Origin of the sequence: Peribacillus cavernae (assembly GCF_003989135.1) — a bacterium.
In the GTDB taxonomy this organism is placed as follows: domain Bacteria; phylum Bacillota; class Bacilli; order Bacillales; family DSM-1321; genus Peribacillus; species Peribacillus cavernae.
In genome coordinates this window covers 133,222-154,826 of sequence record NZ_RYZZ01000037.1, presented here as the reverse complement: position 1 = coordinate 154,826, position 21,605 = coordinate 133,222, and the positions used below count along the sequence as shown (strand labels likewise).

Here is a 21,605-nt window from a genome sequence, read left to right as displayed (position 1 = left end):
AATTTTACTGTCCAGTTGAGTGTAACCTATTCAGCTGCACGCCAGCTCCGAGAAGCTTGTATAACATTGTTAGAGCATAAAAACCCCTCCATAAGTCCAAAGGATGCTGTGTTTAAGAAAATTCCAGAAAGGGACCTTATACAAGCTATCCACACGGTTGAATCGTTAACACGTCCGCCAGATCAAACTCTAGCGTATTCAGAACTACTACAATATTACGGTACAGTCCGCAAGTTTCTTCCATTTAGCCCACGTTTAGCTGACGTAGGTGAATCGCGTCTTTGACGTTTTCGTTCCATTGTGGTCTGGAATACTCTCGCTATATGGAATCAGCATTACAAGTTCTTCGCAATCGTGGCCACGTCCTTGATAAGAACGATATTGCCAGGCTTTCGCCACTTGGACATGAACATATTAATATAGTAGGGCGCTATTCGTTTATACTTCCAGAAGAAGTCAGAGATGGCCGATTACGGACTTTAACATACGAAGAAACTGATGATATAAAAGAGTAAATAGGACCGGAATCCTATTACTTAAAAGGATATAGGATTCCTAATGTCAGCTAATGCTTATTGCGTGATTTGGTTCCATTGCTACACAAACCCCCTTTTACCCTGCTCCTTTTTAGTTCAAACAATTCAGTTTTCTGAAATAAAGAGTATATAAATCAAAATTAAGTCATCCAAAACGCCGTTTTAATCGTATATCTTATAGGTGCATTCTAACAGGATTTCTCAGACAAATATGGTCGCTTGCTTGCTTCATTGGTATAATCAATATGGACCATGCCAGAAAGGGGACTCATATGAACGATACAGATGCAGAACTTTACGAACAAGTGCACCTTGGTGAAAAACAGGCACTTGAGAAAATATACGATCGGTATGAAAAGCTGTTATTTTCACTCTCCTATAAAATTACAGGTCAGAAGGAATTGGCGGAAGAGGTTGTCCAAGAGGTCTTTATTAAACTTTGGACGAAAAAAGGGATTTACAGTGCATCAAAAGGAAAGTTCTCCAGCTGGCTCATGACGATGACACGCAATACAAGCATCGATCAGTTGAGAAAAAGAAAGGAAATTCCTTCAGATTTTGAATATGGGGAAATCCCCAGTGAAAATCCAAGTGTGGAGAACCTTGTGGAGTGGAAAGAAGAAGGCTCTATGCTGAGGCAGGCAATCTCAGAATTAGGTGCAGAACAGCAGAAGATGGTGGATTTATTTTACTTTAAAGGGTTATCACAGCAACATATTGCAGATGAATTTGACATACCGTTAGGCACTGTCAAAGGAAGAATTCGATTGGCTCTAAAACACTTAAAGAAAATGGTTCCGCAAACTAACGTAAAGGGGGGAAAGTAGATGAATAATAATCAGTGCGATTTGCTTGTTGATTATTTCAACGGCCAATTGGATGATATCTCCCACAGAAAATTTGAACAACATCTTTTAGAATGTGAAGACTGCCGCAAAGAATTGACTGAACTTAGAATGTTGACGGAAAATCTCCCCTTTGCTTCAGAACCGGTTGATCCTCCGAGTGACATGAAAGACCGCATCCTGGCCAATGTTTTTCAGGAAAAGCAGGAGATGGTTGAAACAGAGATTCCCGAGCAAAAACCAGCATATCGTCCGGAAAGTGAGAGAAAGAATAGATGGCTTAAGCCCCTTCTTGCAGCTTCGTTATTCCTTTCTTTGGTCGGTAACGCTTATGCTCTGTTATCTAAAGATAATGAGAACGATACGGTTCAAGAAAGTAAGGTAACTATCGATAAATTTGAAAAGACGGTCAGTTTACAGCCTTCAAAAAATCAACAAGTGAATGGAACGGCGATGTTGATTAACAAGGATGGGAAAACTGAGCTGGTGGTGCAAGCCGATAATTTAAAGAATGTAACAGGTTCACAAGTATACCAAGTATGGCTTTTAGAAAAAGGGAAGCCATACAGAGCCGGTACGTTTGTTCCAGGCAGTGAAGGCCAGGGGGCAGTTACGTATGGTATCAATCATCCAGGTGAACATCAATGGGATACCGTTGCCATTACACTCGAGCCTTCGAATGACAGTAAAACTCCAAAGGGAGAAATTTTATTAAGCAGTGCGTTATAGACAAAAGGCAGAGAGAATTCACTCTCTGCCTTTCTTTTTTGAGATTTTTTTAAAAATTAGTGATCCATGTAAAACTTTGCGGCGTTATTCCTTATGAAAGCAGCAAAGTCATTTGAAAGAGAACAAAAGAAAAAAAGAACAAAAAAAATGATCCAAATGAACTTCCTGTTCGTTATGTAAGTAGAGAGAAAAATTTTGAGGAGAGTGGAAACAATGAAAATGAAAAAGTTTATAGCACCCGTTCTAGGTTTATCACTGTTATTCCCAACCATGTCGTCAGCGGCGGAGCCAAAGGCTACAGCGGAAACGCCAGCTGCAGATTTAAGGGCAGCTTTAGATCAACTTTTATCAGAGCATTTTGTACTGGCTGTTTCCTCTATGACTACCATGTATGACGGATCAAAGAATTGGGAAGCGGCTGCAAAAGCTTTAGACCAAAATGCGGTTGATATGGAACCTGCCATTGCTTCTATTTATGGAGACGAAGGTGCTGCACAATTTGAAAAGATTTTCAGGGAGCACAATAATTACACAGAAGATTTGGTAAAGGCAACGAAGGAAGATGACCCTGAAGCACGAAAAGCGGCAGAACAGGAAGTGGATCAGTTCGTTAAAGAATTCTCGGAATTCCTTGGCACAGCCACAGAAGGCAAGCTGCCTACTGAAGCAGCGGCAAAAGCAGTAAGAGTACATGAAGACCAGGTGCAAGATACATTTGATGCTTATGTAGAGGGTGACTACAAAGAAGCGTATGAAACGTACCGCGAAGGCTATAAACATATGTTTGTAATTAGTAAAGCCCTTTCCGGCGCCATCACCACGCAAATGCCGGAGAAATTTAATGATACAAAGTCTGACACAGCGGCGGCTGACTTGCGTTCCACTCTAAACAGCCTGGCCGGTGAACACTTTGCATTAGCGACAATGGGTATGGCAAAGGAATACGATGGGGCGAAAGACTTTGACTTTGTAAGCTGGGCTGAGAATGCCAACACGGCAGAGTTTAAAGGTGCGGTTGCTTCTATTTACGGAGATGAAGGCGCTGCCCAGTTTGAAAAAATCTGGCAGACAGATCACATCGCTGCCCAAAGCGATTTAGTGCAGGCGGTTAAAAACAAGGATGAAGATGCAAGAGCCCAAGTGGAAGAACGATTTAACCAATTTGCAGAAGACTTTGGTGGATTCCTTGGAGCCGCCACAGAGGAAAACCTTCCTGCAGCAGACGCAACTGCAGCTGTTAAAACTCATGAAGAGCAGGTTATGAAAACGTTTGACAGCTATGTAGCAGGTGACTATGATGCCGAGTATCAGAACTTCCGTGAAGGCTACAAGACCATGTTTGGTATTGGACTTGCATTAGGAGATGCGATCGTTAAACAGATGCCGGACAAATTTGCTGGCACAACTATGCCGGAAGAAATGCCTAAAACAGGTATGGGCGGTACAAGTGACAGCACCAGCACTACAGAAATGATGGTTGTCACTTTTGGAGCTATCGCTGCAATTGCCTCTGCTTTCATTGTTAGAAGAAAAATGACACGTGAACAGTAGATTTTAGATCAAGGTGGTATACTGCAAGAAGAGAGGTTTGCCCCTCTCTTCTTTTTAAATAAGGCGACTTCACTAGAAATGAGGTGACAGACGATGAAACAGGTACGTTCGATACTACTAGCAGGCTTAGTAAGTATACTCCTCTCCGGATGCCAGACCTTGCCTTTGGAAAATAAGGTGAGTCCAAGTGAGACGCAAACCAAGACAGAGCAAATTCAAGTAAAAGCCTCAAAGGATCCAATTTTTAAAGAATTTGCACTCTCAGAAAAAGAAGCGGTTTCATTTGAGAAGAAACGGATGGAACTTGAAAGAGAAGCAATGAAAAAAAGTAAAGGAATCGTCCCCCAGACGATAGAAATCCCTGAAATCAAGGTAACAACTTCAATCGAACAAGTTGGAGTGCTCGAAAATGGCCAAATGGACGTCCCAAAAGATGATAAAAAGGTGGGCTGGTTTGAACCAGGAACGTTGCCTGGGGAAATAGGGAGCTCTGTCTTCGCGGGCCACGTTGACAATAAAACAGGGCCTGCCGTCTTTTATAAATTGAAAGATTTAGAGGCCGGGGATGAAATTATCGTTTCTGACAAGAATGGAAACAAGAAGGTCTTTGTTGTACAGAAAAAAGCGAGTTATCCTTATAATGATGCTCCGATCAAAGAAATCTTTGGTAATCGGGACTCTCAAAGACTTAATTTGATTACATGCACCGGTGAGTTCAATCGTTCCAGAGGCAGTCATGAAGAACGCCTGGTCGTTTATTCAGAACTAAGAGAAGACCAGCAAAAACCTGAAAAAATCCTAGATTCCCCAAAACTGCCTTCTCATTTAGCGGTCAGTGGGACCTTTCTAACATGGCATGCTGTAAGAGACGATACGATCATTGGGTATCGTGTTTACAAGAAAGAGCAAGACGGAACATTTAAGCAAGTAGGCAGCATTTCAGCGCTGGAGCGGAAAAGCTATACCGATCCAAAAGCACTTGAAAATGAGTTTTATGTAACGGCAGTAGATCTCTATGGCCAAGAATCGAAGCCTTCAGAGATGACTCTGCCGCCTGAATAACACATTATAAATAGAAGAAGGCCGACATTTGCCGGCCTCTTTAATGAATCCCTTTCTTCTTAAAACGCCCGCCCTTCACCTCTGCAATATCAGCGATCGATAGAAAGGCATTGGGATCTGCCTCATCAATAATATCCTTTAATTTGGCTTCCTCCAGCCGGGTGATGACACAAAAAATGACTTTTTTTTCATCTCCCGAAAAAGCCCCTTCTCCATTTAAATAGGTCACTCCACGGCCAAGGCGGTTAAGAATTGCATCGCCAATTTCCTGAAATTGGTCACTGATGATCCAAACAGATTTCGACTCTTCCAAACCGGTAATCGTCACATCGATAGTTTTAAAGGCAATATAGTACGCAATAAGTGAATACATCGCCCGATCCCAGGAAAAGACAAATCCGGCACTTCCCAGAATAAAAATATTGAGGAACATGATGATTTCACCTACAGAAAAAGGAAGTTTATTATTGGCGAGTATTGCTAAAACTTCGGTTCCATCCAACGAACCGCCATTTCGAATTACAATACCTATGCCCACTCCAATCGCAATCCCGCCAAATACGGTTGCTAAAAGCAAATCGTCTGTAAAAGCCGGTACTGGATGAAAAAAAGTGGTAGCTATGGAAAGGACAATAATTCCATAAAGAGTTGAGAGGGCAAAGGTCTTCCCAAGTTGTTTATAGCCAATAAAGATAAACGGCAAGTTGAGGATGAATAAGAATACACCGATTCCCCACCCTGTAACGGACGACATCATAATCGAAATACCTGTAATTCCTCCGTCGATTACACGATTCGGTACCAGGAAAATTTCCAGGCCCACTGACATTAACACAGCTCCCAGAGTAATCAGCAAAATCCTTCGCAGAAGCAGCACCTTTGACCGCCGTCGATGCTGCTTTTTCGTCAAGACCGCCGGACTTTGATTAATATTGAGCATTTTCCACCTCTAATTTCTGACTTTTGAAAAATGTAAAACATTATGTAAAAAAACCGAAAAAGCCCCTTGTTATTATATCCTTTACTTAATATCGAGCATCATATCCCTTTTCTGAAAGAAATATTGCTTGGTTCAAACCTATTCCGTAGTCACCTTTTTTATGATGGTTACTTAATATAAGTATATAACAATATTATGTAACATCAAAGTAATATGCTTAGCCGAAACAGGAGGCAGCAACTGTGGCAGGAAAGGTCCCCCTTTGTTTCGATAATAAATTCACTATATAAGTTGAGATTAAGAATTGCATCTAACACAAACGGTCAATACTTGGAATTACAAGAGACGACAAAACGATAAAGAGAGACGACAAAACTAAAAAACAGACGCGAAAACGATAAAAGTGACGCCAAAACAGAAAAACAGACGACAAAAGTTAAAAGAGACGCCAAAATGAGAAAAGAGACGACAAAACTAGAAAAAAAGACGCGAAAACAATAAAAGTGACGCCAAAACTTTAACCGAAATAGGAACCGGTTAATTCAACTTATATAGTTTGGATAGTAAATGATGTGATTTGGATAGTAACCCGCTAAGGGTAAACTTTTTTTCCTTAAAAAAGATTGATGCGAAGGATTTTGTGGATGCCGCAGGGAATTTACTTACTAATTCAATAATGAGCGAAAGAATTAACAAAAAGCCTTGCTGGATTTCATGGTGTGCAGTCTCTTGACTATCCTTATCCCAAAAGCTGAATACTTCATATATCTACAAGAACAGAAAGTATGAACTTAATTTTCAAATTTTGAGTCATCTAATTATACATTAGAAATACTTGTAAATCTTTTCGACAATCATTCCCTGCAGTTTTAAAAACACCAGCCATCCACTTATCCCAAGGAGAAGCGACATCAAGAATGGCAGGGAATATTTCAATGATAACGCCACAATGAGAATGAGTATGATGGTGCCGGGCAATCCGTATAAAACCCCAAATAGAAAATTCCCTAAATGCTTGGTTGGCTCCCCTTGTAAATAAAGCCAAAAAAGGCTTAATAAACTTACTAACGGCAAAGCGGCAATGATCCCGCCATATTTCGGATATTGTTTTGCGATTAGAGTCACGGCGGCTATGATGATGCTTGAGATTATCGTTTTAACGAGGAAATTCATGTTTTGCTGCCTTCTTTAGCAATTCGAATGCATTGTAAATCTGGGAACATTGCTCTTCATTCAGCTTTTCCAAGATGATTTTGAGTTTCTCTTTGTCCAGTTCAGTGTTTTTCTCCAATGCACCTTTACCCAGGGCGGTAAGCTCTAAATAAACAACTCTTTTATCCTTTTCACCTTTGTACTTTTTGATATATCCTTTTTGTATAAGTCTTTTTATATGTTCAGAAGCAGTATTATGGGAGATGCCCATTCGATTAGTTACAGCCTGCACGGTAACTTTCGAGTTTTTTTCAATTGTTTGCAAACATCTAATATTTTGGTGCGTCAGGTTTTCTTTATGATCATAATGTAAAAAATAATAAATATCGGTCCAGTCTTCGTTAAGTGAATGAATGCTCATCGGATTCCCCTTTGGTAATATATCGTATTGTACGATATATTACCATCAATAGATTCTATTGTAAAGAGGTCATCTAGTAGTTTAAAATAATTTTAGATACGAACATGATGCACATTGGTAATGCTTAAACCGGAATGAAATACTTATGAGTTTACCGATGAACATGTTGGATTATTTGAAGAAATGTCTTCGCTTTTAACCTATGTCCTTGAGTTGGATCAAGCCAATCAGCAAATTCAAAACCTGTCGGCCCCGATTGTTCCTATTACAAAAGGCCTGGCAATCCTGCCAATTATCGGCGATATCACGGGAACACGTGCTCAAACGATCATACACATTGCTCTCTCATACAGTCAGGAAATGTCTCTTACACATCTAGTGATTGACTTATCAGGTATCCTGAAAATTGACAATACAATAAGCGGTTATTTATTAAGTATGGTGAACATGTTGCGTTTGGTTGGAGTAGAACCGATTTTAACAGGTTTTCGCCCAGATATGGCGATAAAAGCCCATGAAATCAATATTGATTTGGGCGATGTCAAAATTTATTCTAATGTAAGGGAAGCTTTATCCCGAATTGGCCTGGCTTCTACATAAACCGATATAAAAGAGGGTTGTAAGATACGAAACATACCCTCTTTGCCATTGGCTTTTTTTTAGATAAAAATATCTTTCAAACAGAAGCAGTAATCCGATCCATAATGAAAGAAATCTCCAGTAAATCCTCCACAACAAAATCAGCCTGGACATTTTTCCATTGATCATCCTTTTTCCAAATTCCCGTGAGTCCTGCGTTTTTGGCTGCTTTCACATCATTTTCCGGATGGTCTCCCACAAACAGACATTCATCGGGCGTTACATGAAGCCGTTCTATTGCCCTTCTGAAAATTTGCGGGTCCGGTTTTTTTATCCCTTCCCATTCGGAAACGAGAATGGCATTAAAATAGTGTTCGATCCCTAAAGCCCGGATATTGTCCATTTGGAATGGGCCTTTGCCATTTGTGACGATTCCTAAAGAGATGGACTTACCCTTCAATTCGTCCAGCATTTTATTCAAATTGGGAAAAGCCACACAGCTGTTCTTAAAGTGGTTCAGATAATCCTGAAGGAGCGCTTCCCAGGTTAATCCTCTAATTTCGAATTCCTGAACTAATTGCTGATATACCCTATCCTTCCAGACATAGCCGCGGCAGTCTAACTCAATGAACCGAGAGATATATTCTTCTTTTACTATATGGGTCAACTCGTTATGAAATCGATCATATTGGTCATCTATAAATTCCAGAACCGAAGCATCCCGGTTCAGCAGCGTTCCATCAAGGTCAAACAAACCGGCCTTAATCACTTTTTATCCCCCTCGATTCGATCCCTAATTGAACCAGGCATCTTTCAATAATTTTATTCCCTCTTCAATCTCTGTTTCTGTTAATCCCCCATAGCCCAATAAAACCCCTGACGATGAATCTTTGTTTTCATAATAAACGGATGTTGGATAAACTTTAACTTGGTTTCTTGACGCTGTTTGCAGTAATTCTTGCTCAGACATCTGATTGCAGATTTCGAGAAGGATATGCAGCCCTGATTTGCTGCCGATGATGACTGCCTGATCATGAAATGTTTTTTCAATGGCAGATATCAATACATGATGCTTTCTCCGATATAAGTTCCTCATTTTATTCAAATGCCGTTCCCAGTGGCCGTCTTTGATAAATTGATAAAGAGTATGCTGGGTGAGCCGGGAGACTGTTTGTTTATAAGAATAAAAGCCATCATGATACCTGCATGCTAAATCAGGCGGCAAAATCATATAACTGATCCGGATCGAAGGGATTAACGATTTGGAAAAAGTCCCAAGATAAATAACTCTTCCGTGCGAATCCAGTCCCTGTAAAGACGGGATCGGCTTCCCGATATACCTGAATTCACCGTCATAATCATCTTCAATGATATAGCCGCTTTTTTCTTCAGCCCACTTCAATAACTCCATTCTTCTTGTGATCGGCATCACGTACCCATTGGGGAATTGATGCGAGGGAGTTACGTAAACAATATCAGCTTTCCTCTTTCGTAACTGACTGATGTCAATTCCTTGGTCATCGAGAGGGATATGTTCCAGTGGTACACCTTGATCCTTTAGTACAGTCCTGATTCTATGAAAGCCGGGATCCTCCATCGAGTAAATATGATCTCTGCCAATTAACAAGCATAATAAGCCGACTAAATATTGTGTTCCGGCACCGATGATGATCTGATCCGGTGAACAGAGTACGCCTCTTGATTGAAAAAGATACTTTGCAATTTCTTCGCGAAGCCGTGGTTCGCCTTGAGGGTCGCCGTTCAGAAGCAATTGGCGTTCTTCATCATATAAACTGTCAAGAGTCAGCTTTTTCCATGTCATAAACGGAAAATGTTCCAGATCAATTTTCCCGTGATTAAAGTCGATTTTCACTTTCTCTTCAACGGCTCTTTTTTTCGTATAAGGAAGATTCCAAGAAGACAAGGGAACAATATCCTCTTCCAATTTATTTACAAAAATACCCTTCCGTAATTTACTTTCGACATAACCTTCCGAGCTTAGTTGCTGATAGGCAGCATCAATCGTATTTTGGCTGATTCCAAGGTGGGCAGACAGCTTTCTTTTCGACGGTAATCTTGTTCCAGCCTCTATGCCGCCATTTTGAATCTCTTTCTTTATGTAATGATAAAGCTGAATATATAATGGCTCGTTCTTGGTTTTATCTAAATTTGGTGTCATTTCGAACATCCGCCTGGCCCCCTTAAACTGATACCATCAATTATAGCAAATCTGGTTCTTAACGGAGGATCAGTTTGTTCCTATAATTCAGTATATATAAAAGGAGGAGAGTCACATGGAACATATAACAATTAAGGAATTGACAACCGAAGGAGAATGGAAGACAGCTTTTTCAGTAATGAAACAATTGCGGACTCATCTTGATAGAGATACATATCTCGAATTAGTCAAAGAGTCGCAAGAAAAAGATGGATATAGAATGTTTGCATTATATGATGATCAAATTGTTGCGGTTGTCGGGTTTATGCCTATGATCACCTTATACAATGGCCGCTTCATTTGGGTGTGCGATTTAGTCACTGATCAAAACCAAAGGTCCAAAGGGTACGGAGAAATGCTACTTTCCCATGTTCATCAATGGGCAAAGGGCAATGGATATCCGATTGTTTCGTTATCATCGGGATTGCAAAGAGTGGATGCCCATCGCTTCTATGAAGAGAAAATGGAGTATAATAAAACCAGTTATGTATATTTAAAGAAATTGGAGTGAATTATTTTAAAAGGAAGGAGGGAAGAGGTAGTCATTGATGGCAACAGTCTGAGGCTTTGTCGGCGGACATTTATCGGACCGCTTTGGCCGTAAGCCTGTCATGTTCCTGGTGCTGTTCGGCATTGCTTTTGTATTTTATGGTTTTTCACTGGCAGATGGTCCAGGATGGTTTATTTTATTGAATGCGTTCACATATACGTACCGATTGAAGCTATAAGAAAGTGACTATATGATTGAATCAAAGTATGATGCAGCTAAAACCATTTAAAATAATAGTACTGTATTCACATTGATAGCGGATGTGCAGAGTTATGAGCTATTATAGAAGTTTAGGAGCTATTATCCAAGTTTAAGAGCCATTATAGAAATTTAAGAGCTATTGTCCGAATTTATGATGGTTCAAGAATATAATGCAGCTAAAACCTTCAAAGATAATAGTACTGTATTCACATTGATAGCGGATGTGCAACGTTATGAGCTATTATAGAAGTTTATGAGCTATTATAGAAGTTTGAGAGCTATTATCCAAGTTTAAGAGCCATTATAGACATTTAAGAGCTGTTGTCCAGAGTTTATGAGCGATAATCTAAAATACGCGAACACTAAATTTTGAACAAACCTAAAATCATGGAGGGCACAATCTATGGAGAACAATAAAACAGTCAAATCAGAAGCTGCTGTTGATATGTTTGTGAAGGTGAAAAAGATTTGCAGTAAGTTCCCTGAAGTGTCGGAACAAGTGGATGCGTTTGGCCACACTTCTTTTCGTGTTAAGGACAAACCGTTTGTAATGATGGGCGTGAAAGACGAATTTTCAGTAGCTGTCAAAACGCCCCGGAAACTCAGGAACTCCTTCTGCAACAGAAAGGTTATACGAAAACCCCTTATATTGGCCAGCATGGGTGGACTTCCATGGACTCAGCGGTTATTGCAGAACTGGACCATTTGGAAAGTCTGATTACCGAAGCTTATCTCCGAACCGCGCCAAAGCGCCTCGGGAAGATGATACAGAGATAGATGAAAGGCTTAGTTGTTCTCTGATGTATCTCAATTTATTGCTTATTAAGTAGCAATAGTAATACAGAGCCAGAAAAGATATCCCCGTTAGAATTGAGATATCTTATGCCACTTTGAGTAAACCGTTATTTTTGTTCATTGAATATTTTCTGCATGGTCTTTTTCCGCTAACATCGGAAACACAATGGTGAATGTAGTTCCGCCGTCCACATTACTTTTTACATGTATGCTGCCTTTGTGATTTTGAATTATTTTATAGCTTACCATCAAACCCAATCCAGTCCCGGTTTCTTTCGTGGTGTAGAATGGTTCCCCAAGCTTTTGAATTTGGTCCAGGGACATTCCGATGCCGTCATCTGCAATTAAAACCTGTATATCTTGCTCTTCGGATGATAGGGAAATTTGAATATTCCCACCGTCCGGCAACGCTTCAATTGCATTCTTTAACATGTTTAAAAATACCTGCTTCAATTGGTTTTTTTCTCCGAAAATATACGGATTTTCAGACAAGAATCGGTTGGTGATCCTAACGTTTTTCAAAGAGGCCTCTGCCCCAAGCAGGCTGATAACGCTGTACAAAATCTCGGACACATTGCATTTGTTGTAATAGATTGTATGTGGTTTGGCAAACACCATAAATTCACTGACGATGAAGTTGATCCGATCAATTTCACCAAGAATTATTGATGAATAAGGTAAATCACCATTTTCGAGTGCTTGGCTCAATAGTTGTACAAATCCCTTGATAGTAGTCAGAGGGTTACGTATTTCATGCGCAATCCCCGCCGCCAATTCTCCTACTAAAGACAGCTTTTCTGTTTTTTGTAAAAGTTCTTCTGTAAACTTCTGTTCGGTAATATCATTTTGGATGGAAATATGCTGATACGTTTCCCCATTTCTATCCGAAAAGGGAATAAGTGTGCTATCGACCCAATAAGTCGTTCCATCCTTCGCTTTATTCATGATCTCGCCCTTCCAAACCTTTCCTTGCCGTATCGTTTCCCTGACCTTTTCGAAAAATTCCTCAGGATGATACCCTGAAAAAAGCACATTATGGTTTTGTCCAATGATTTCCTCTTTTGTATATTTTGTAATATCACAGAATTTGTCATTGGCATAGGTGATGTTATCATTCTTGTCAGTAATGGCAAAAATAGTTGTTTCATTCAGGGCATTTTTGAGGTCATTGAGCTCTTTTAAGGTGATTTTTAAATCTTCACTGGATTCGGCCAATGCATACTTGGCAATGGATAAGCTTTTCTGATAATGGCTGATAAAGGCGCTAGAGGCTTTATCAATTAGCTGATTAATCGTTTTAGTTGCAAGGAGTATCGTTTTTGTAGATAATTTAATACCATCTATCTCTATAAGAAGAAAATCTAAAATCACTGTACGGGAATGGACAAAGAGATCCATGGATTTGTCGGGCGGAATTTCGGAATCGACTGCTCTCCGGCCAAATATATCGGCACACAATAATATATTCCTTTCGGCTATTTCGCCGGAACATAAGGAGTCACCAATGCTTTGAAAATACAGCTCCAGCCAATCAATGGGCTGATCTTCAAAAGGAATAAATAAAGAAGGGTCTATCTCAACAGTTAATATATTCGAAAGTTTCTGCGCCAGGAAATGGCTGCCTTGTTTAATCTTATTGCCGATGTATTCTAATTGCTCATTCATAACGACCCTTCTTTCGACGAAAATAGCTACTATCATTCATTAATTTTGACACTGAATGTAAAAACCCTCTTATTTAAAGCCGAAATAAATCATTTTTTGCTTTATCTCTTTGAAATAATTCGAGATGGAAGGTTATATGAATCTTTCCAATCAAAATAGTTGAAAGTCAAAAAAGGTCAGAGTATAATAAAAACATAAGGTCAAAGATAGTCAGATAAAATGACCCAAAATGAATGCTCTAAAATTAAAGGAGGAGTCACATATGCATTGTGAAAAGTGTCATAGTAATCAAGCAAATGTTACCTTACATGTAAATGTTAATGGACATCAACATCATTTTAATTTGTGCTCCACTTGTTATAAAGAAGGACGTAATAAGATGGGAGCAGCCATGGGAGGAATGAATATGGGGAACAATGGATTTCCACCCGATGATTTCTTTAAGCAATTTGGCGAAAACCCTAACTATACAAATTCAAACATTATGAATAAGGATGCTCAAGGCAACAAGCAGGGCGGAGGTAATGGATTCCTGGATCAATATGGACGGAATCTTAACAGTCATGCAAAAGCTGGACTGATCGATCCAGTGATTGGCCGTGATGAGGAAGTAAAACGTGTGATTGAGGTATTAAATAGAAGAAATAAAAACAATCCTGTTTTAATCGGTGAGCCAGGAGTAGGTAAAACGGCAATTGCAGAAGGGCTTGCTTTGAGAATAACGGAAGGCAAAGTACCTGCTAAATTGCGTACGAAGGAAGTCTATCTGCTTGATATGGCATCCCTTGTTTCCAATACAGGCATCCGCGGCCAATTTGAAGAGCGGATGAAGCAGCTTATTTCTGAATTGCAGGAAAAAAAGAACATCATCCTATTCATTGATGAAATTCACCAGGTTGTCGGTGCGGGGTCAGCGGAGGGTTCAATGGATGCAGGGACTATTCTTAAGCCTGCGCTTGCACGCGGTGAACTCCAGCTTGTTGGAGCCACCACCCTTTCCGAATATAGAAAAATCGAGAAAGATGGTGCGCTCGAACGCCGCTTTCAGCCTGTTACCGTAAACGAACCCGCTCCAGGAGAAGCGCTGGAAATTCTTAAAGGCTTAAAAGAACGCTATGAGGCTTTTCATGAAGTGTCATTTAACGAAGAGGCGCTTAAAGCTGCAGTTGAGCTGTCTCATCGTTATATACAGGACCGCTTCCTTCCCGACAAAGCAATTGACTTGATGGACGAAGCAGGTTCTAAATTAAACCTAACAATTGAAGGCAATAAAGAAGAAGATGTCAAAGAACGTCTAGCTCAAATTAGTAAAGAAAAAGTACAAGCCTTGAAAAAAGAGGCTTATGAAGAAGCAGCAAGACTTCGAGATGAAGAAGAAAAACTTGAAAACATGCTTCAATCAGAAAAACAAAATGTCCGTCCAACGGTGTCAGTGGAGCATATTCAAGAAATCATCGAACAAAAAACGGGGATTCCTGTCGGCAAGCTGCAGGAAGATGAACAGGCAAAAATGATTCATCTTCAGGAAGAGCTCTCGAAAAAGGTAATCGGCCAGGAGAAAGCAGTCAAAAAAGTGGCCAAAGCGATCCGCAGAAGCCGTGCCGGATTGAAATCGAAAACTCGCCCAATCGGTTCTTTCTTATTTGTCGGTCCTACCGGGGTCGGTAAAACGGAACTATCCAAAACGCTTGCTGAAGAGCTTTTTGGTTCTAAGGATGCGATGATCCGCCTTGATATGAGTGAATATATGGAAAAACATAGTGTTTCCAAGCTGATTGGTTCACCTCCGGGCTATGTAGGCCACGAGGAAGCTGGACAGTTGACTGAAAAAGTCCGCCGCAAACCATATAGCATCATTCTTTTGGATGAAATTGAAAAGGCCCATCCGGATGTCATGCATATGTTCCTGCAAATTCTTGAAGACGGCCGCTTGACCGACAGCCAGGGCCGTACAGTGAATTTTAAGGATACAGTTATCATTATGACAAGTAACGCTGGAACCGCAGAGAAGAGAAAAGTAATGGGCTTTGGTACAAACTCTGCAGTTGAAGAGGCGACAATCCTGCAATCATTAGGAAGTTACTTCAAGCCCGAGTTCTTAAATCGCTTCGATAACATTATCGAGTTCTCGGCATTGAAGAAAGAAGATCTGCTTCAAATCGTCGATATTATGCTGGCAGATCTCTACGAAACAATCACTGCTCAAGGATTGTCACTTGAAGTGACAGTGGAAGCAAAAGAAAAATTGGCTGAATTAGGGTATCACCCTTCATTCGGTGCAAGACCGCTTCGCCGCATCATCCAGGAGCAATTGGAAGATGGAATTGTTGACTTTATCTTTGAACAGCCGGAGATGAAGAACTTTAAAGCGGTTGTTGAAGACGGCAATTTGAAAATTGTTGCAGCCTGACCAATAAGATAGCACAAAAAATGCCGTTCTCCACGAACGGCATTTTTTGTGCTATAAAGGAACTTTACTTTTCCAACCAAGACTTTCTACTGACCATAATCCAATTGGAGCGATAATAAATCCAATTCACAAATAAAGCCACTAAATATAAATATAAATATAAATATAAATGGGACCCTGCTGCTTCCCTGCTACTATTTGATCCCCCACTTTTTCAATAACGGCCCATCTGTTCCGAAGACGGGATCTTGTTTTGCCAGAGGCACACTTTTTATTTCATCCAGCGCATACGGCCGCTCTTCACTTTTTCCTGTGTTTGTGTTGTATTCCATCCCGTCAGGATATGCGCCAGCGACCTTGAAATCGGGGCTTGAATCTAGCCGCTTGTGTCCTGTGCCCGCGGGCAGGACGAGTACATCCCCTACGGTTACCTCGAATTGCTTTCCGTTTTCACCGCCGATCATGAGCCTTGCGGAACCTTTTACCACCCCTATTACTTCATGTGTGTTGCTATGGTAGTGATGAAAGTCGAAAATGCCATTCATCCAACTGTTTCCCCAGTTATTTTCATTAAAAAAATTCTCAATCTGACTTGCCTTATCTTTTAATGCAGCTGGATAAAAAAGAACAGGTATATCAGGATTGTTCGGGATGCTTCCATCGTCCTCAAAATAAAAAGTTTCTACCTCTGTATATTCCATAAAACCCCTCCATGGTGGTGTTCGTCTTGTTCGTGAATATTCCCTAATTTTGCTGCTTATAAACTGTGAGTTCCCTTGAAGTCGGTAAGTCTTTTCAAAAACATCCCTGAGCTTTTAAATGATATATATAGCCTTGTCTTCAGCAAAAAGGCATAAAATTGCATTCCTGGAGCTTCATACCGGGTTAAGCTACCTATTAGATGAAGTGGCACAACGAACCTAAGGATAATTATGAAGAATATCGAATACCCGTAGAAACGATGGAAAGAATACTTCGAACAAGATCAGCGGGGGGAGAATAGTGGCCTGTAGGGACAACTGTGGTTCGTGGCTCGAATCCGCGATTCACAATCAGATTCTTAGGCTGGACCAATTTATTAATGGAAGGAGCTGGTGCGGAAATAATCGAATTCCTGGAAGTGAAAACCAGCATGTAAAGAGGATCTTTCCTTTTTACAAAAAAATAAAGGCAGACATAAAGAATGCCCGCCTTTATTTCGTCAGTAATTATGCTTCCTTTGAAGCTTCGATTTCTAAAGAGATTGTAATTTTATCGCCGATAAGGACTCCGCCTGTTTCTAGTGCAGCATTATAGGTAAGGTCGTAATCACTGCGGTTGATCGTTCCTTTACCGCTGAAGCCTGCTACCTCTTGTCCCCAAGGATTCTTCCCTTGTCCTTCGAAAGTTACAGCAAAAGTTTCAGAGCGGGTAACTCCCTTGATTGTTACATCACCGGTTACATCGTATTCATCGTCACTCGTCTTGACGATCTTCGTTGACTTGAAAGTGATAGATGGCTTATTTTCAACATCGAAGAAATCCGCTGAACGCAAGTGTGTATCACGATCGTTATTGCGTGTATCGATGCTTGCAGTATCGATCGTAAATTCGATATTTGCAGAAGTCAAATCGGCTGGATCTGCTTCAATGGATGCATCAAATTTGTTAAATACACCTTTTGTTTTTGCTACCATCATATGCTTAACAGAAAAATCAATGCTGCTATGGCTTGCATCTACAACCCATTTTGTATTTGTCATGAAAATCTCCTCCATATTTTGTAGTGTATTTAAGTAATGTATCTCAAACTCAAGATATATTAACATGAGATAAATTATATGCCGCGTTAGAAAAAATGTCAATTCGTTTGGCTTATTTAAAAAGAAATATTTTGAAAACGTTTCCCTTCCATTTGATAAAAAAAGATGGCCCGGTTTGATGGGACATCTTTTGCAAATTTAACGGGTACTTCCTAAGCTTTTTAATTTATTCAATAAATCATCCGGGCTTTCCCCAATGATTATTTCGCCATCCGCTTTGGCGTACGGTGACTTTTTGCAAAGCTTACACTCACTTAAGCATTCAAATTCTTTATATATTACAGACGGCTGGGTCAGGAATTTTTGAAAGAGAGGAAACGTTTCTTCATTTAAAAATCTATCCAGGTTATTCTGGCAGAATTCAATAGTCACTTTCTTTTCTTTTGAGAACATTTTCGTGATGAATGATTTCACATTATCTTCTTCCTTCATATTATAATTCTTAGGGATTTTGGTTATACACTACTTATAGTTTACTGTTTTTTACTAGTCAAGGTAAACCATGAAACATCGATTTGCAAAAAACATGTCTTTTCATAAGAATCATGCAAACTGGAAAGCAGATAAGTACATCAATTAGTTTCATACCGTTTATAATGGAAACATCAATTCATACAACTTAGGATTAACAATTGGGAGGAAGTACATTGAAATTAGTGGGAATTTCCGGGGCTTTAATCGGCTCCAAGACAGCAAAGGTTGTGAAAGAAGTTTTGCTACGTGCAAAACAAAAAAATCCAGCAATCGACATAGAACTGATCGATTTAAGGAAATACAAAATAGAGTTTGTCGATGGAAGGCCTCTTGAGTCTTACAATGATGACACCAAAAATGCCATTGAAAAAATAGTGGAAGCTGATTTCTTTGTCATCGGCACACCTGTTTACCAGGCATCGATTACCGGTGTACTCAAAAACCTGTTTGACCATCTTCCGACTACTGTTTTTGAAACCAAAATTGTCGGTTTTGTGTCCACGGCAGGATCCAATCATCATTCCCTTGTTGCGGAGAACCAATTACGGCCGATTCTTTCCTTTTTTAAGGCACTGGTTGGAAGCAAAAATGTGTTTGTTTCAAATGACAGCTTTGACCGAGAAAATGAAATCGTTAACGAAGACGTCGGCAGAAGGCTGAACGATCTGGCAGACGAGCTGTTGTTCCTTCAGGGAAAATTAAAAGGATAAAAGAGGGAGGGGGAGAAACTATTCCTCCTCTTTTCTTTTTTTTTTCATAAAAACGATTGACCCCCAACTGAAATTAATGTAACATTCTAATTGATAATGAGTATCATTACTAAATCGAGTAATGGTTTCATTATTTTTCATCCACTAAAATGATAATGATTCTCATTATTGTTAAAATAATGACTTCATTTTTTTTATGAGTTTAATTGACAATGAATCTCAGTCTTTGTTTGTAATGTACCAAACATACGTTAAATCCAGCGTGTCTGAGGGAAGAGCAGGAATCATCATGAAAAAAAGATATTTGTTTATTGCATTTTTAATACTGTCGATCACTTCATTGTTTGTTGGTGTAAAGGATATCACGCCGCTTGATTTATTTCATTTAAGCGAGGACCAGCTGCAGATAATGATGATCAGCCGATTGCCAAGGCTGGTGAGTCTAATTATAGCCGGTGCAAGCATGAGCATTTGCGGATTGATTATGCAGCAGCTCAGCCGGAATAAATTCGTTTCGCCGACCACAGCCGGGACAATGGATGCAGCAAGACTTGGGATTCTTGTTTCGCTTATTCTTTTTTCCTCGGCAACAATGATGGAACAAATGATTATTGCTTCGCTTTTTGCACTTGCCGGTACATTCCTGTTCATGAAGCTGCTTGACAGGATCAAATTCAAGGATGCGATCTTCATTCCGCTTGTAGGATTGATGTTCGGAAATATTATCAATTCGATTACAACGTTTTTTGCCTTCAAGCATGATTTGATTCAAAGTATTTCTTCCTGGCTGCATGGTGACTTCTCAATGGTCATGACAGGCAGGTATGAAATGATCTATATCAGCATTCCTCTCGTGATCATTTCATATCTGTTCGCTCAGAAATTTACCGTGGCAGGCATGGGCGAGGAACTTTCCACCAGCCTTGGGCTGAACTATCGATTCGTTGTTAACATAGGCTTGGTGATTGTAGCTTTATCAACAACCGTAGTACTGTTGACTGTCGGTACGATTCCTTTCTTGGGGCTGATCGTTCCTAATATCGTTTCCATCTACCATGGCGACAACCTGAAAAAAAACCTTTCACATACCGCTTTATTAGGGGCAGTTTTCCTGCTATTGTGTGACATACTGGGCAGGATTCTCATCTATCCTTATGAAATTCCGATTGGCCTTACTGTCGGAGTAATTGGAAGTGTGATATTTCTTTACTTATTGATGAGGAGAAAGGCATATGCATAAAAACATCAAAATGGGAATACTCGCAAGCATTGCCGTTATCCTGATTATTATCTTTCTTTTTACTGATATGGGGAACTATTGGGAGTATGTCGTTCCTAACAGAGCAATTAAAATATTGGCGATCATCCTGACGGGGACAGCGATAGCTTTTTCAACAGTGGTGTTTCAAACCATCACTAATAATCGAATACTCACACCGAGCATAATCGGACTTGATTCGCTATATATGCTGATTCAAACCTTTCTGATTTTTGCATTCGGGTCATCCAGCCTTACCGTCATGAACAAGAGCCTGAATTTTATGATTTCCGTAGGTTTGATGGTGTTATTTGCAGGTTTGTTATACCGGTTTCTCTTCAAACGGGAGGGGCAGAACATTTATTTCCTGCTATTAGTCGGTTTAGTCATGGGAACATTGTTTCAGAGCTTTTCGTCGTTTATGCAGGTGATTATCGACCCGAATGAGTTCCAAGTTGTCCAGGATCGAATGTTTGCAAGCTTCAATAATATCAACACTGATCTCCTTCTGGTCTCGTTTGTGCTCATTTTACTGGTCTCGCTTTATTTTGCAAGATTCATAAAGTACCTGAACGTTCTTTCACTCGGCAGGGAGCAGGCAATTAACCTCGGGGTCGATTATAATTATGTTGTAAAACGGCTGTTGATTGTCGTGGCGATCCTGATTTCGATTTCAACTGCCTTAGTCGGACCGATTACATTCCTTGGACTGCTTGTCGTAAACGTAGCCTATCAATTTTTTAAGACATACCAGCATACGCACCTGATCTTTGGTTCTATTTTGATCAGCATCATCGCATTAATTGGCGGCCTTTTGATTGTGGAAAGAGTATTCACTTTTTCAACGACACTCAGTGTCATTATTAACTTCATTGGCGGTGTGTATTTCATCTATCTGCTATTAAAGGAGAATAATTCATGGTAGAAGTAAAAAATGTCTCGAAACAGTATGGTAACAAAAATGTCGTGGATAACGTTTCTTTGCAAATAGCTAAAGGGAAAATCACTTCTTTTATAGGGCCGAATGGTGCCGGGAAAAGCACTTTGTTGTCGATGATCAGCCGCCTGATTTCTAAGGATTCCGGTGAGATCTTCATTGATGGTGAAGAAGTTAGCAAATGCAACAGCAACGAACTCGCGAAGAAAATTTCGATTTTAAAGCAATCGAATCATATAAATATTAGGTTGACTATCCGGGAGCTGGTATCCTTTGGGAGATTCCCTTATTCACAGGGCAGGCTTACGAAAGAAGACTGGAGGTACGTGGATGAAGCGATCCACTATATGGAACTCGAGGACATCGAGGATAAATTTCTGGATCAGTTAAGCGGCGGACAGCAGCAAAGAGCCTATATTGCGATGGTCATCGCGCAGAACACGGATTATATTTTGCTCGATGAACCATTAAACAATCTGGATATGAAGCATTCCGTCCAGATCATGAAGGTATTAAGAAGGCTTACTGATGAATTAGGGAAGACGGTTATTATCGTGATTCATGATATCAATTTCGCTTCCTGCTATTCAGATTACATAGTGGCCCTAAAGGATGGAAAGGTTGTTCAGGAAGGCCCTACTGAGGAAATTATTGATAGCTCTGTTTTAAAAGGCATTTATGAAATGGATATCAATATTGAACATATTAATGAAAACAGGATTGCCGTATATTACGCATAGAAAGCTAGATGATTGAAAATAACAAAAAAA

General features: G+C 40.0%; 22 protein-coding genes and 1 pseudogene. 14 read left to right on the top strand and 9 right to left on the bottom strand.

Annotated features, from left to right (window positions below):
* The 6 genes and pseudogenes from ELQ35_RS22885 to ELQ35_RS19505 all read left to right on the top strand — a co-directional run.
* Window positions 1-285 (top strand): hypothetical protein (locus tag ELQ35_RS22885; RefSeq protein WP_221884987.1); only part of this gene is annotated, 285 nt, incomplete at its 5' end.
* A gap of 9 nt (window positions 286-294) precedes the next feature.
* Window positions 295-515 (top strand): annotated as a pseudogene (locus ELQ35_RS19525) (Tn3 family transposase); the annotation flags it as partial.
* A 293-nt stretch (window positions 516-808) separates the two neighbouring features.
* A complete protein-coding gene (locus ELQ35_RS19520; protein ID WP_126866853.1) occupies window positions 809-1,363 on the top strand; it encodes an RNA polymerase sigma factor in 555 nt (184 codons plus the stop codon).
* Window positions 1,364-2,110 carry an anti-sigma factor gene (locus ELQ35_RS19515; protein ID WP_126866852.1) on the top strand — a complete coding sequence of 249 codons (747 nt, stop codon included), beginning with the start codon at window positions 1,364-1,366 and terminating at the stop codon, window positions 2,108-2,110.
* Window positions 2,111-2,323: 213 nt separating this feature from the next.
* Complete coding sequence (locus ELQ35_RS19510; protein ID WP_126866851.1) at window positions 2,324-3,661, top strand: copper amine oxidase; 1,338 nt, start codon at window positions 2,324-2,326, stop codon at window positions 3,659-3,661.
* A gap of 93 nt (window positions 3,662-3,754) precedes the next feature.
* Window positions 3,755-4,723, top strand: coding sequence for a sortase (locus ELQ35_RS19505; protein WP_126866850.1), 969 nt, complete (start codon window positions 3,755-3,757; stop codon window positions 4,721-4,723).
* Window positions 4,724-4,763: 40 nt separating this feature from the next.
* Here ELQ35_RS19505 and ELQ35_RS19500 read toward each other — a convergent pair whose 3' ends face one another.
* From ELQ35_RS19500 to ELQ35_RS19490, 3 genes are all read right to left on the bottom strand, one after another.
* Entirely contained in the window at window positions 4,764-5,663 is a 900-nt protein-coding gene (locus tag ELQ35_RS19500) for a YitT family protein (protein ID WP_126866849.1), read from the bottom strand.
* Between the two features lie 825 nt (window positions 5,664-6,488).
* Window positions 6,489-6,836, bottom strand: coding sequence for a DUF3147 family protein (locus tag ELQ35_RS19495; protein ID WP_126866848.1), 348 nt, complete (start codon window positions 6,834-6,836; stop codon window positions 6,489-6,491).
* Window positions 6,820-7,230: a MarR family winged helix-turn-helix transcriptional regulator gene (locus ELQ35_RS19490; RefSeq protein WP_126866862.1), complete on the bottom strand. Its 411-nt coding sequence runs from the start codon at window positions 7,228-7,230 to the stop codon at window positions 6,820-6,822. The genes ELQ35_RS19495 and ELQ35_RS19490 overlap by 17 nt, the downstream gene beginning before the upstream one ends.
* A 189-nt stretch (window positions 7,231-7,419) precedes the next feature.
* Here ELQ35_RS19490 and ELQ35_RS19485 point away from each other — a divergent pair, with 189 nt between their 5' ends.
* The gene (locus ELQ35_RS19485) at window positions 7,420-7,836 is read left to right on the top strand and encodes an STAS domain-containing protein (protein WP_126866847.1); all 417 of its coding nucleotides are present in this window, start codon (window positions 7,420-7,422) and stop codon (window positions 7,834-7,836) included.
* Between the two features lie 76 nt (window positions 7,837-7,912).
* On the opposite strand, the gene ELQ35_RS19480 is transcribed toward ELQ35_RS19485, so the two are convergent.
* Window positions 7,913-8,584, bottom strand: a complete 672-nt coding sequence (locus ELQ35_RS19480; protein ID WP_126866846.1) for an HAD family hydrolase — start codon at window positions 8,582-8,584, stop codon at window positions 7,913-7,915.
* A 24-nt stretch (window positions 8,585-8,608) separates the two neighbouring features.
* Window positions 8,609-10,003 carry a MocR-like pyridoxine biosynthesis transcription factor PdxR gene (pdxR, locus tag ELQ35_RS19475; protein ID WP_126866845.1) on the bottom strand — a complete coding sequence of 465 codons (1,395 nt, stop codon included), beginning with the start codon at window positions 10,001-10,003 and terminating at the stop codon, window positions 8,609-8,611.
* A 106-nt stretch (window positions 10,004-10,109) separates the two neighbouring features.
* Here pdxR and ELQ35_RS19470 point away from each other — a divergent pair, with 106 nt between their 5' ends.
* Both ELQ35_RS19470 and ELQ35_RS19465 read left to right on the top strand, forming a co-directional pair.
* A complete protein-coding gene (locus tag ELQ35_RS19470) occupies window positions 10,110-10,544 on the top strand; it encodes a GNAT family N-acetyltransferase (protein WP_126866844.1) in 435 nt (144 codons plus the stop codon).
* A gap of 643 nt (window positions 10,545-11,187) precedes the next feature.
* A complete protein-coding gene (locus tag ELQ35_RS19465) occupies window positions 11,188-11,502 on the top strand; it encodes a hypothetical protein (protein WP_307365649.1) in 315 nt (104 codons plus the stop codon).
* Between the two features lie 194 nt (window positions 11,503-11,696).
* Here the strand turns inward: ELQ35_RS19465 and ELQ35_RS19460 are convergent, their stop codons facing one another.
* On the bottom strand, window positions 11,697-13,244 hold the full coding sequence (locus tag ELQ35_RS19460) for an ATP-binding protein (RefSeq protein ID WP_126866843.1): 1,548 nt from the start codon (window positions 13,242-13,244) through the stop codon (window positions 11,697-11,699).
* Window positions 13,245-13,506: 262 nt separating this feature from the next.
* Between ELQ35_RS19460 and ELQ35_RS19455 the strand changes: the two genes are divergently transcribed.
* A complete protein-coding gene (locus ELQ35_RS19455) occupies window positions 13,507-15,654 on the top strand; it encodes an ATP-dependent Clp protease ATP-binding subunit (RefSeq protein WP_126866842.1) in 2,148 nt (715 codons plus the stop codon).
* Between the two features lie 194 nt (window positions 15,655-15,848).
* Here ELQ35_RS19455 and ELQ35_RS19450 read toward each other — a convergent pair whose 3' ends face one another.
* The 3 genes from ELQ35_RS19450 to ELQ35_RS19440 all read right to left on the bottom strand — a co-directional run bounded on the left by ELQ35_RS19450 (window position 15,849) and on the right by ELQ35_RS19440 (window position 17,870).
* The gene (locus ELQ35_RS19450; RefSeq protein ID WP_126866841.1) at window positions 15,849-16,355 is read right to left on the bottom strand and encodes a cupin domain-containing protein; all 507 of its coding nucleotides are present in this window, start codon (window positions 16,353-16,355) and stop codon (window positions 15,849-15,851) included.
* A gap of 507 nt (window positions 16,356-16,862) precedes the next feature.
* Window positions 16,863-17,396 (bottom strand): YceI family protein, encoded by a 534-nt coding sequence (locus ELQ35_RS19445; protein ID WP_126866840.1) that lies wholly within the window; start codon window positions 17,394-17,396, stop codon window positions 16,863-16,865.
* Between the two features lie 198 nt (window positions 17,397-17,594).
* Window positions 17,595-17,870 (bottom strand): DUF1450 domain-containing protein, encoded by a 276-nt coding sequence (locus ELQ35_RS19440; RefSeq protein ID WP_246026140.1) that lies wholly within the window; start codon window positions 17,868-17,870, stop codon window positions 17,595-17,597.
* A 242-nt stretch (window positions 17,871-18,112) separates the two neighbouring features.
* Here ELQ35_RS19440 and ELQ35_RS19435 point away from each other — a divergent pair, with 242 nt between their 5' ends.
* From ELQ35_RS19435 to ELQ35_RS19420, 4 genes are all read left to right on the top strand, one after another.
* Complete coding sequence (locus ELQ35_RS19435; protein WP_307365668.1) at window positions 18,113-18,640, top strand: NADPH-dependent FMN reductase; 528 nt, start codon at window positions 18,113-18,115, stop codon at window positions 18,638-18,640.
* 289 nt (window positions 18,641-18,929) lie between these two features.
* Window positions 18,930-19,880, top strand: a complete 951-nt coding sequence (locus ELQ35_RS19430; RefSeq protein ID WP_126866837.1) for an ABC transporter permease — start codon at window positions 18,930-18,932, stop codon at window positions 19,878-19,880.
* The gene (locus ELQ35_RS19425; RefSeq protein ID WP_126866836.1) at window positions 19,873-20,823 is read left to right on the top strand and encodes an iron chelate uptake ABC transporter family permease subunit; all 951 of its coding nucleotides are present in this window, start codon (window positions 19,873-19,875) and stop codon (window positions 20,821-20,823) included. Before ELQ35_RS19430 ends, ELQ35_RS19425 begins: the two co-directional genes overlap by 8 nt.
* Window positions 20,817-21,575: an iron ABC transporter ATP-binding protein gene (locus tag ELQ35_RS19420; protein WP_126866835.1), complete on the top strand. Its 759-nt coding sequence runs from the start codon at window positions 20,817-20,819 to the stop codon at window positions 21,573-21,575. Before ELQ35_RS19425 ends, ELQ35_RS19420 begins: the two co-directional genes overlap by 7 nt.
* Window positions 21,576-21,605 lie beyond the last annotated feature (30 nt).

Coding starts and splice junctions, on each gene's coding strand:
- ELQ35_RS19520 (WP_126866853.1), top strand. CDS start 809: ATGAACGATACAGATGCAGAACTTTACGAACAAGTGCACCTTGGTGAA.
- ELQ35_RS19515 (WP_126866852.1), top strand. CDS start 1,364: ATGAATAATAATCAGTGCGATTTGCTTGTTGATTATTTCAACGGCCAA.
- ELQ35_RS19510 (WP_126866851.1), top strand. CDS start 2,324: ATGAAAATGAAAAAGTTTATAGCACCCGTTCTAGGTTTATCACTGTTA.
- ELQ35_RS19505 (WP_126866850.1), top strand. CDS start 3,755: ATGAAACAGGTACGTTCGATACTACTAGCAGGCTTAGTAAGTATACTC.
- ELQ35_RS19500 (WP_126866849.1), bottom strand. CDS start 5,663: ATGCTCAATATTAATCAAAGTCCGGCGGTCTTGACGAAAAAGCAGCAT.
- ELQ35_RS19495 (WP_126866848.1), bottom strand. CDS start 6,836: ATGAATTTCCTCGTTAAAACGATAATCTCAAGCATCATCATAGCCGCC.
- ELQ35_RS19485 (WP_126866847.1), top strand. CDS start 7,420: ATGTCTTCGCTTTTAACCTATGTCCTTGAGTTGGATCAAGCCAATCAG.
- pdxR (WP_126866845.1), bottom strand. CDS start 10,003: ATGTTCGAAATGACACCAAATTTAGATAAAACCAAGAACGAGCCATTA.
- ELQ35_RS19470 (WP_126866844.1), top strand. CDS start 10,110: ATGGAACATATAACAATTAAGGAATTGACAACCGAAGGAGAATGGAAG.
- ELQ35_RS19465 (WP_307365649.1), top strand. CDS start 11,188: ATGGAGAACAATAAAACAGTCAAATCAGAAGCTGCTGTTGATATGTTT.
- ELQ35_RS19460 (WP_126866843.1), bottom strand. CDS start 13,244: ATGAATGAGCAATTAGAATACATCGGCAATAAGATTAAACAAGGCAGC.
- ELQ35_RS19455 (WP_126866842.1), top strand. CDS start 13,507: ATGCATTGTGAAAAGTGTCATAGTAATCAAGCAAATGTTACCTTACAT.
- ELQ35_RS19450 (WP_126866841.1), bottom strand. CDS start 16,355: ATGGAATATACAGAGGTAGAAACTTTTTATTTTGAGGACGATGGAAGC.
- ELQ35_RS19445 (WP_126866840.1), bottom strand. CDS start 17,396: ATGACAAATACAAAATGGGTTGTAGATGCAAGCCATAGCAGCATTGAT.
- ELQ35_RS19430 (WP_126866837.1), top strand. CDS start 18,930: ATGAAAAAAAGATATTTGTTTATTGCATTTTTAATACTGTCGATCACT.
- ELQ35_RS19425 (WP_126866836.1), top strand. CDS start 19,873: ATGCATAAAAACATCAAAATGGGAATACTCGCAAGCATTGCCGTTATC.
- ELQ35_RS19420 (WP_126866835.1), top strand. CDS start 20,817: ATGGTAGAAGTAAAAAATGTCTCGAAACAGTATGGTAACAAAAATGTC.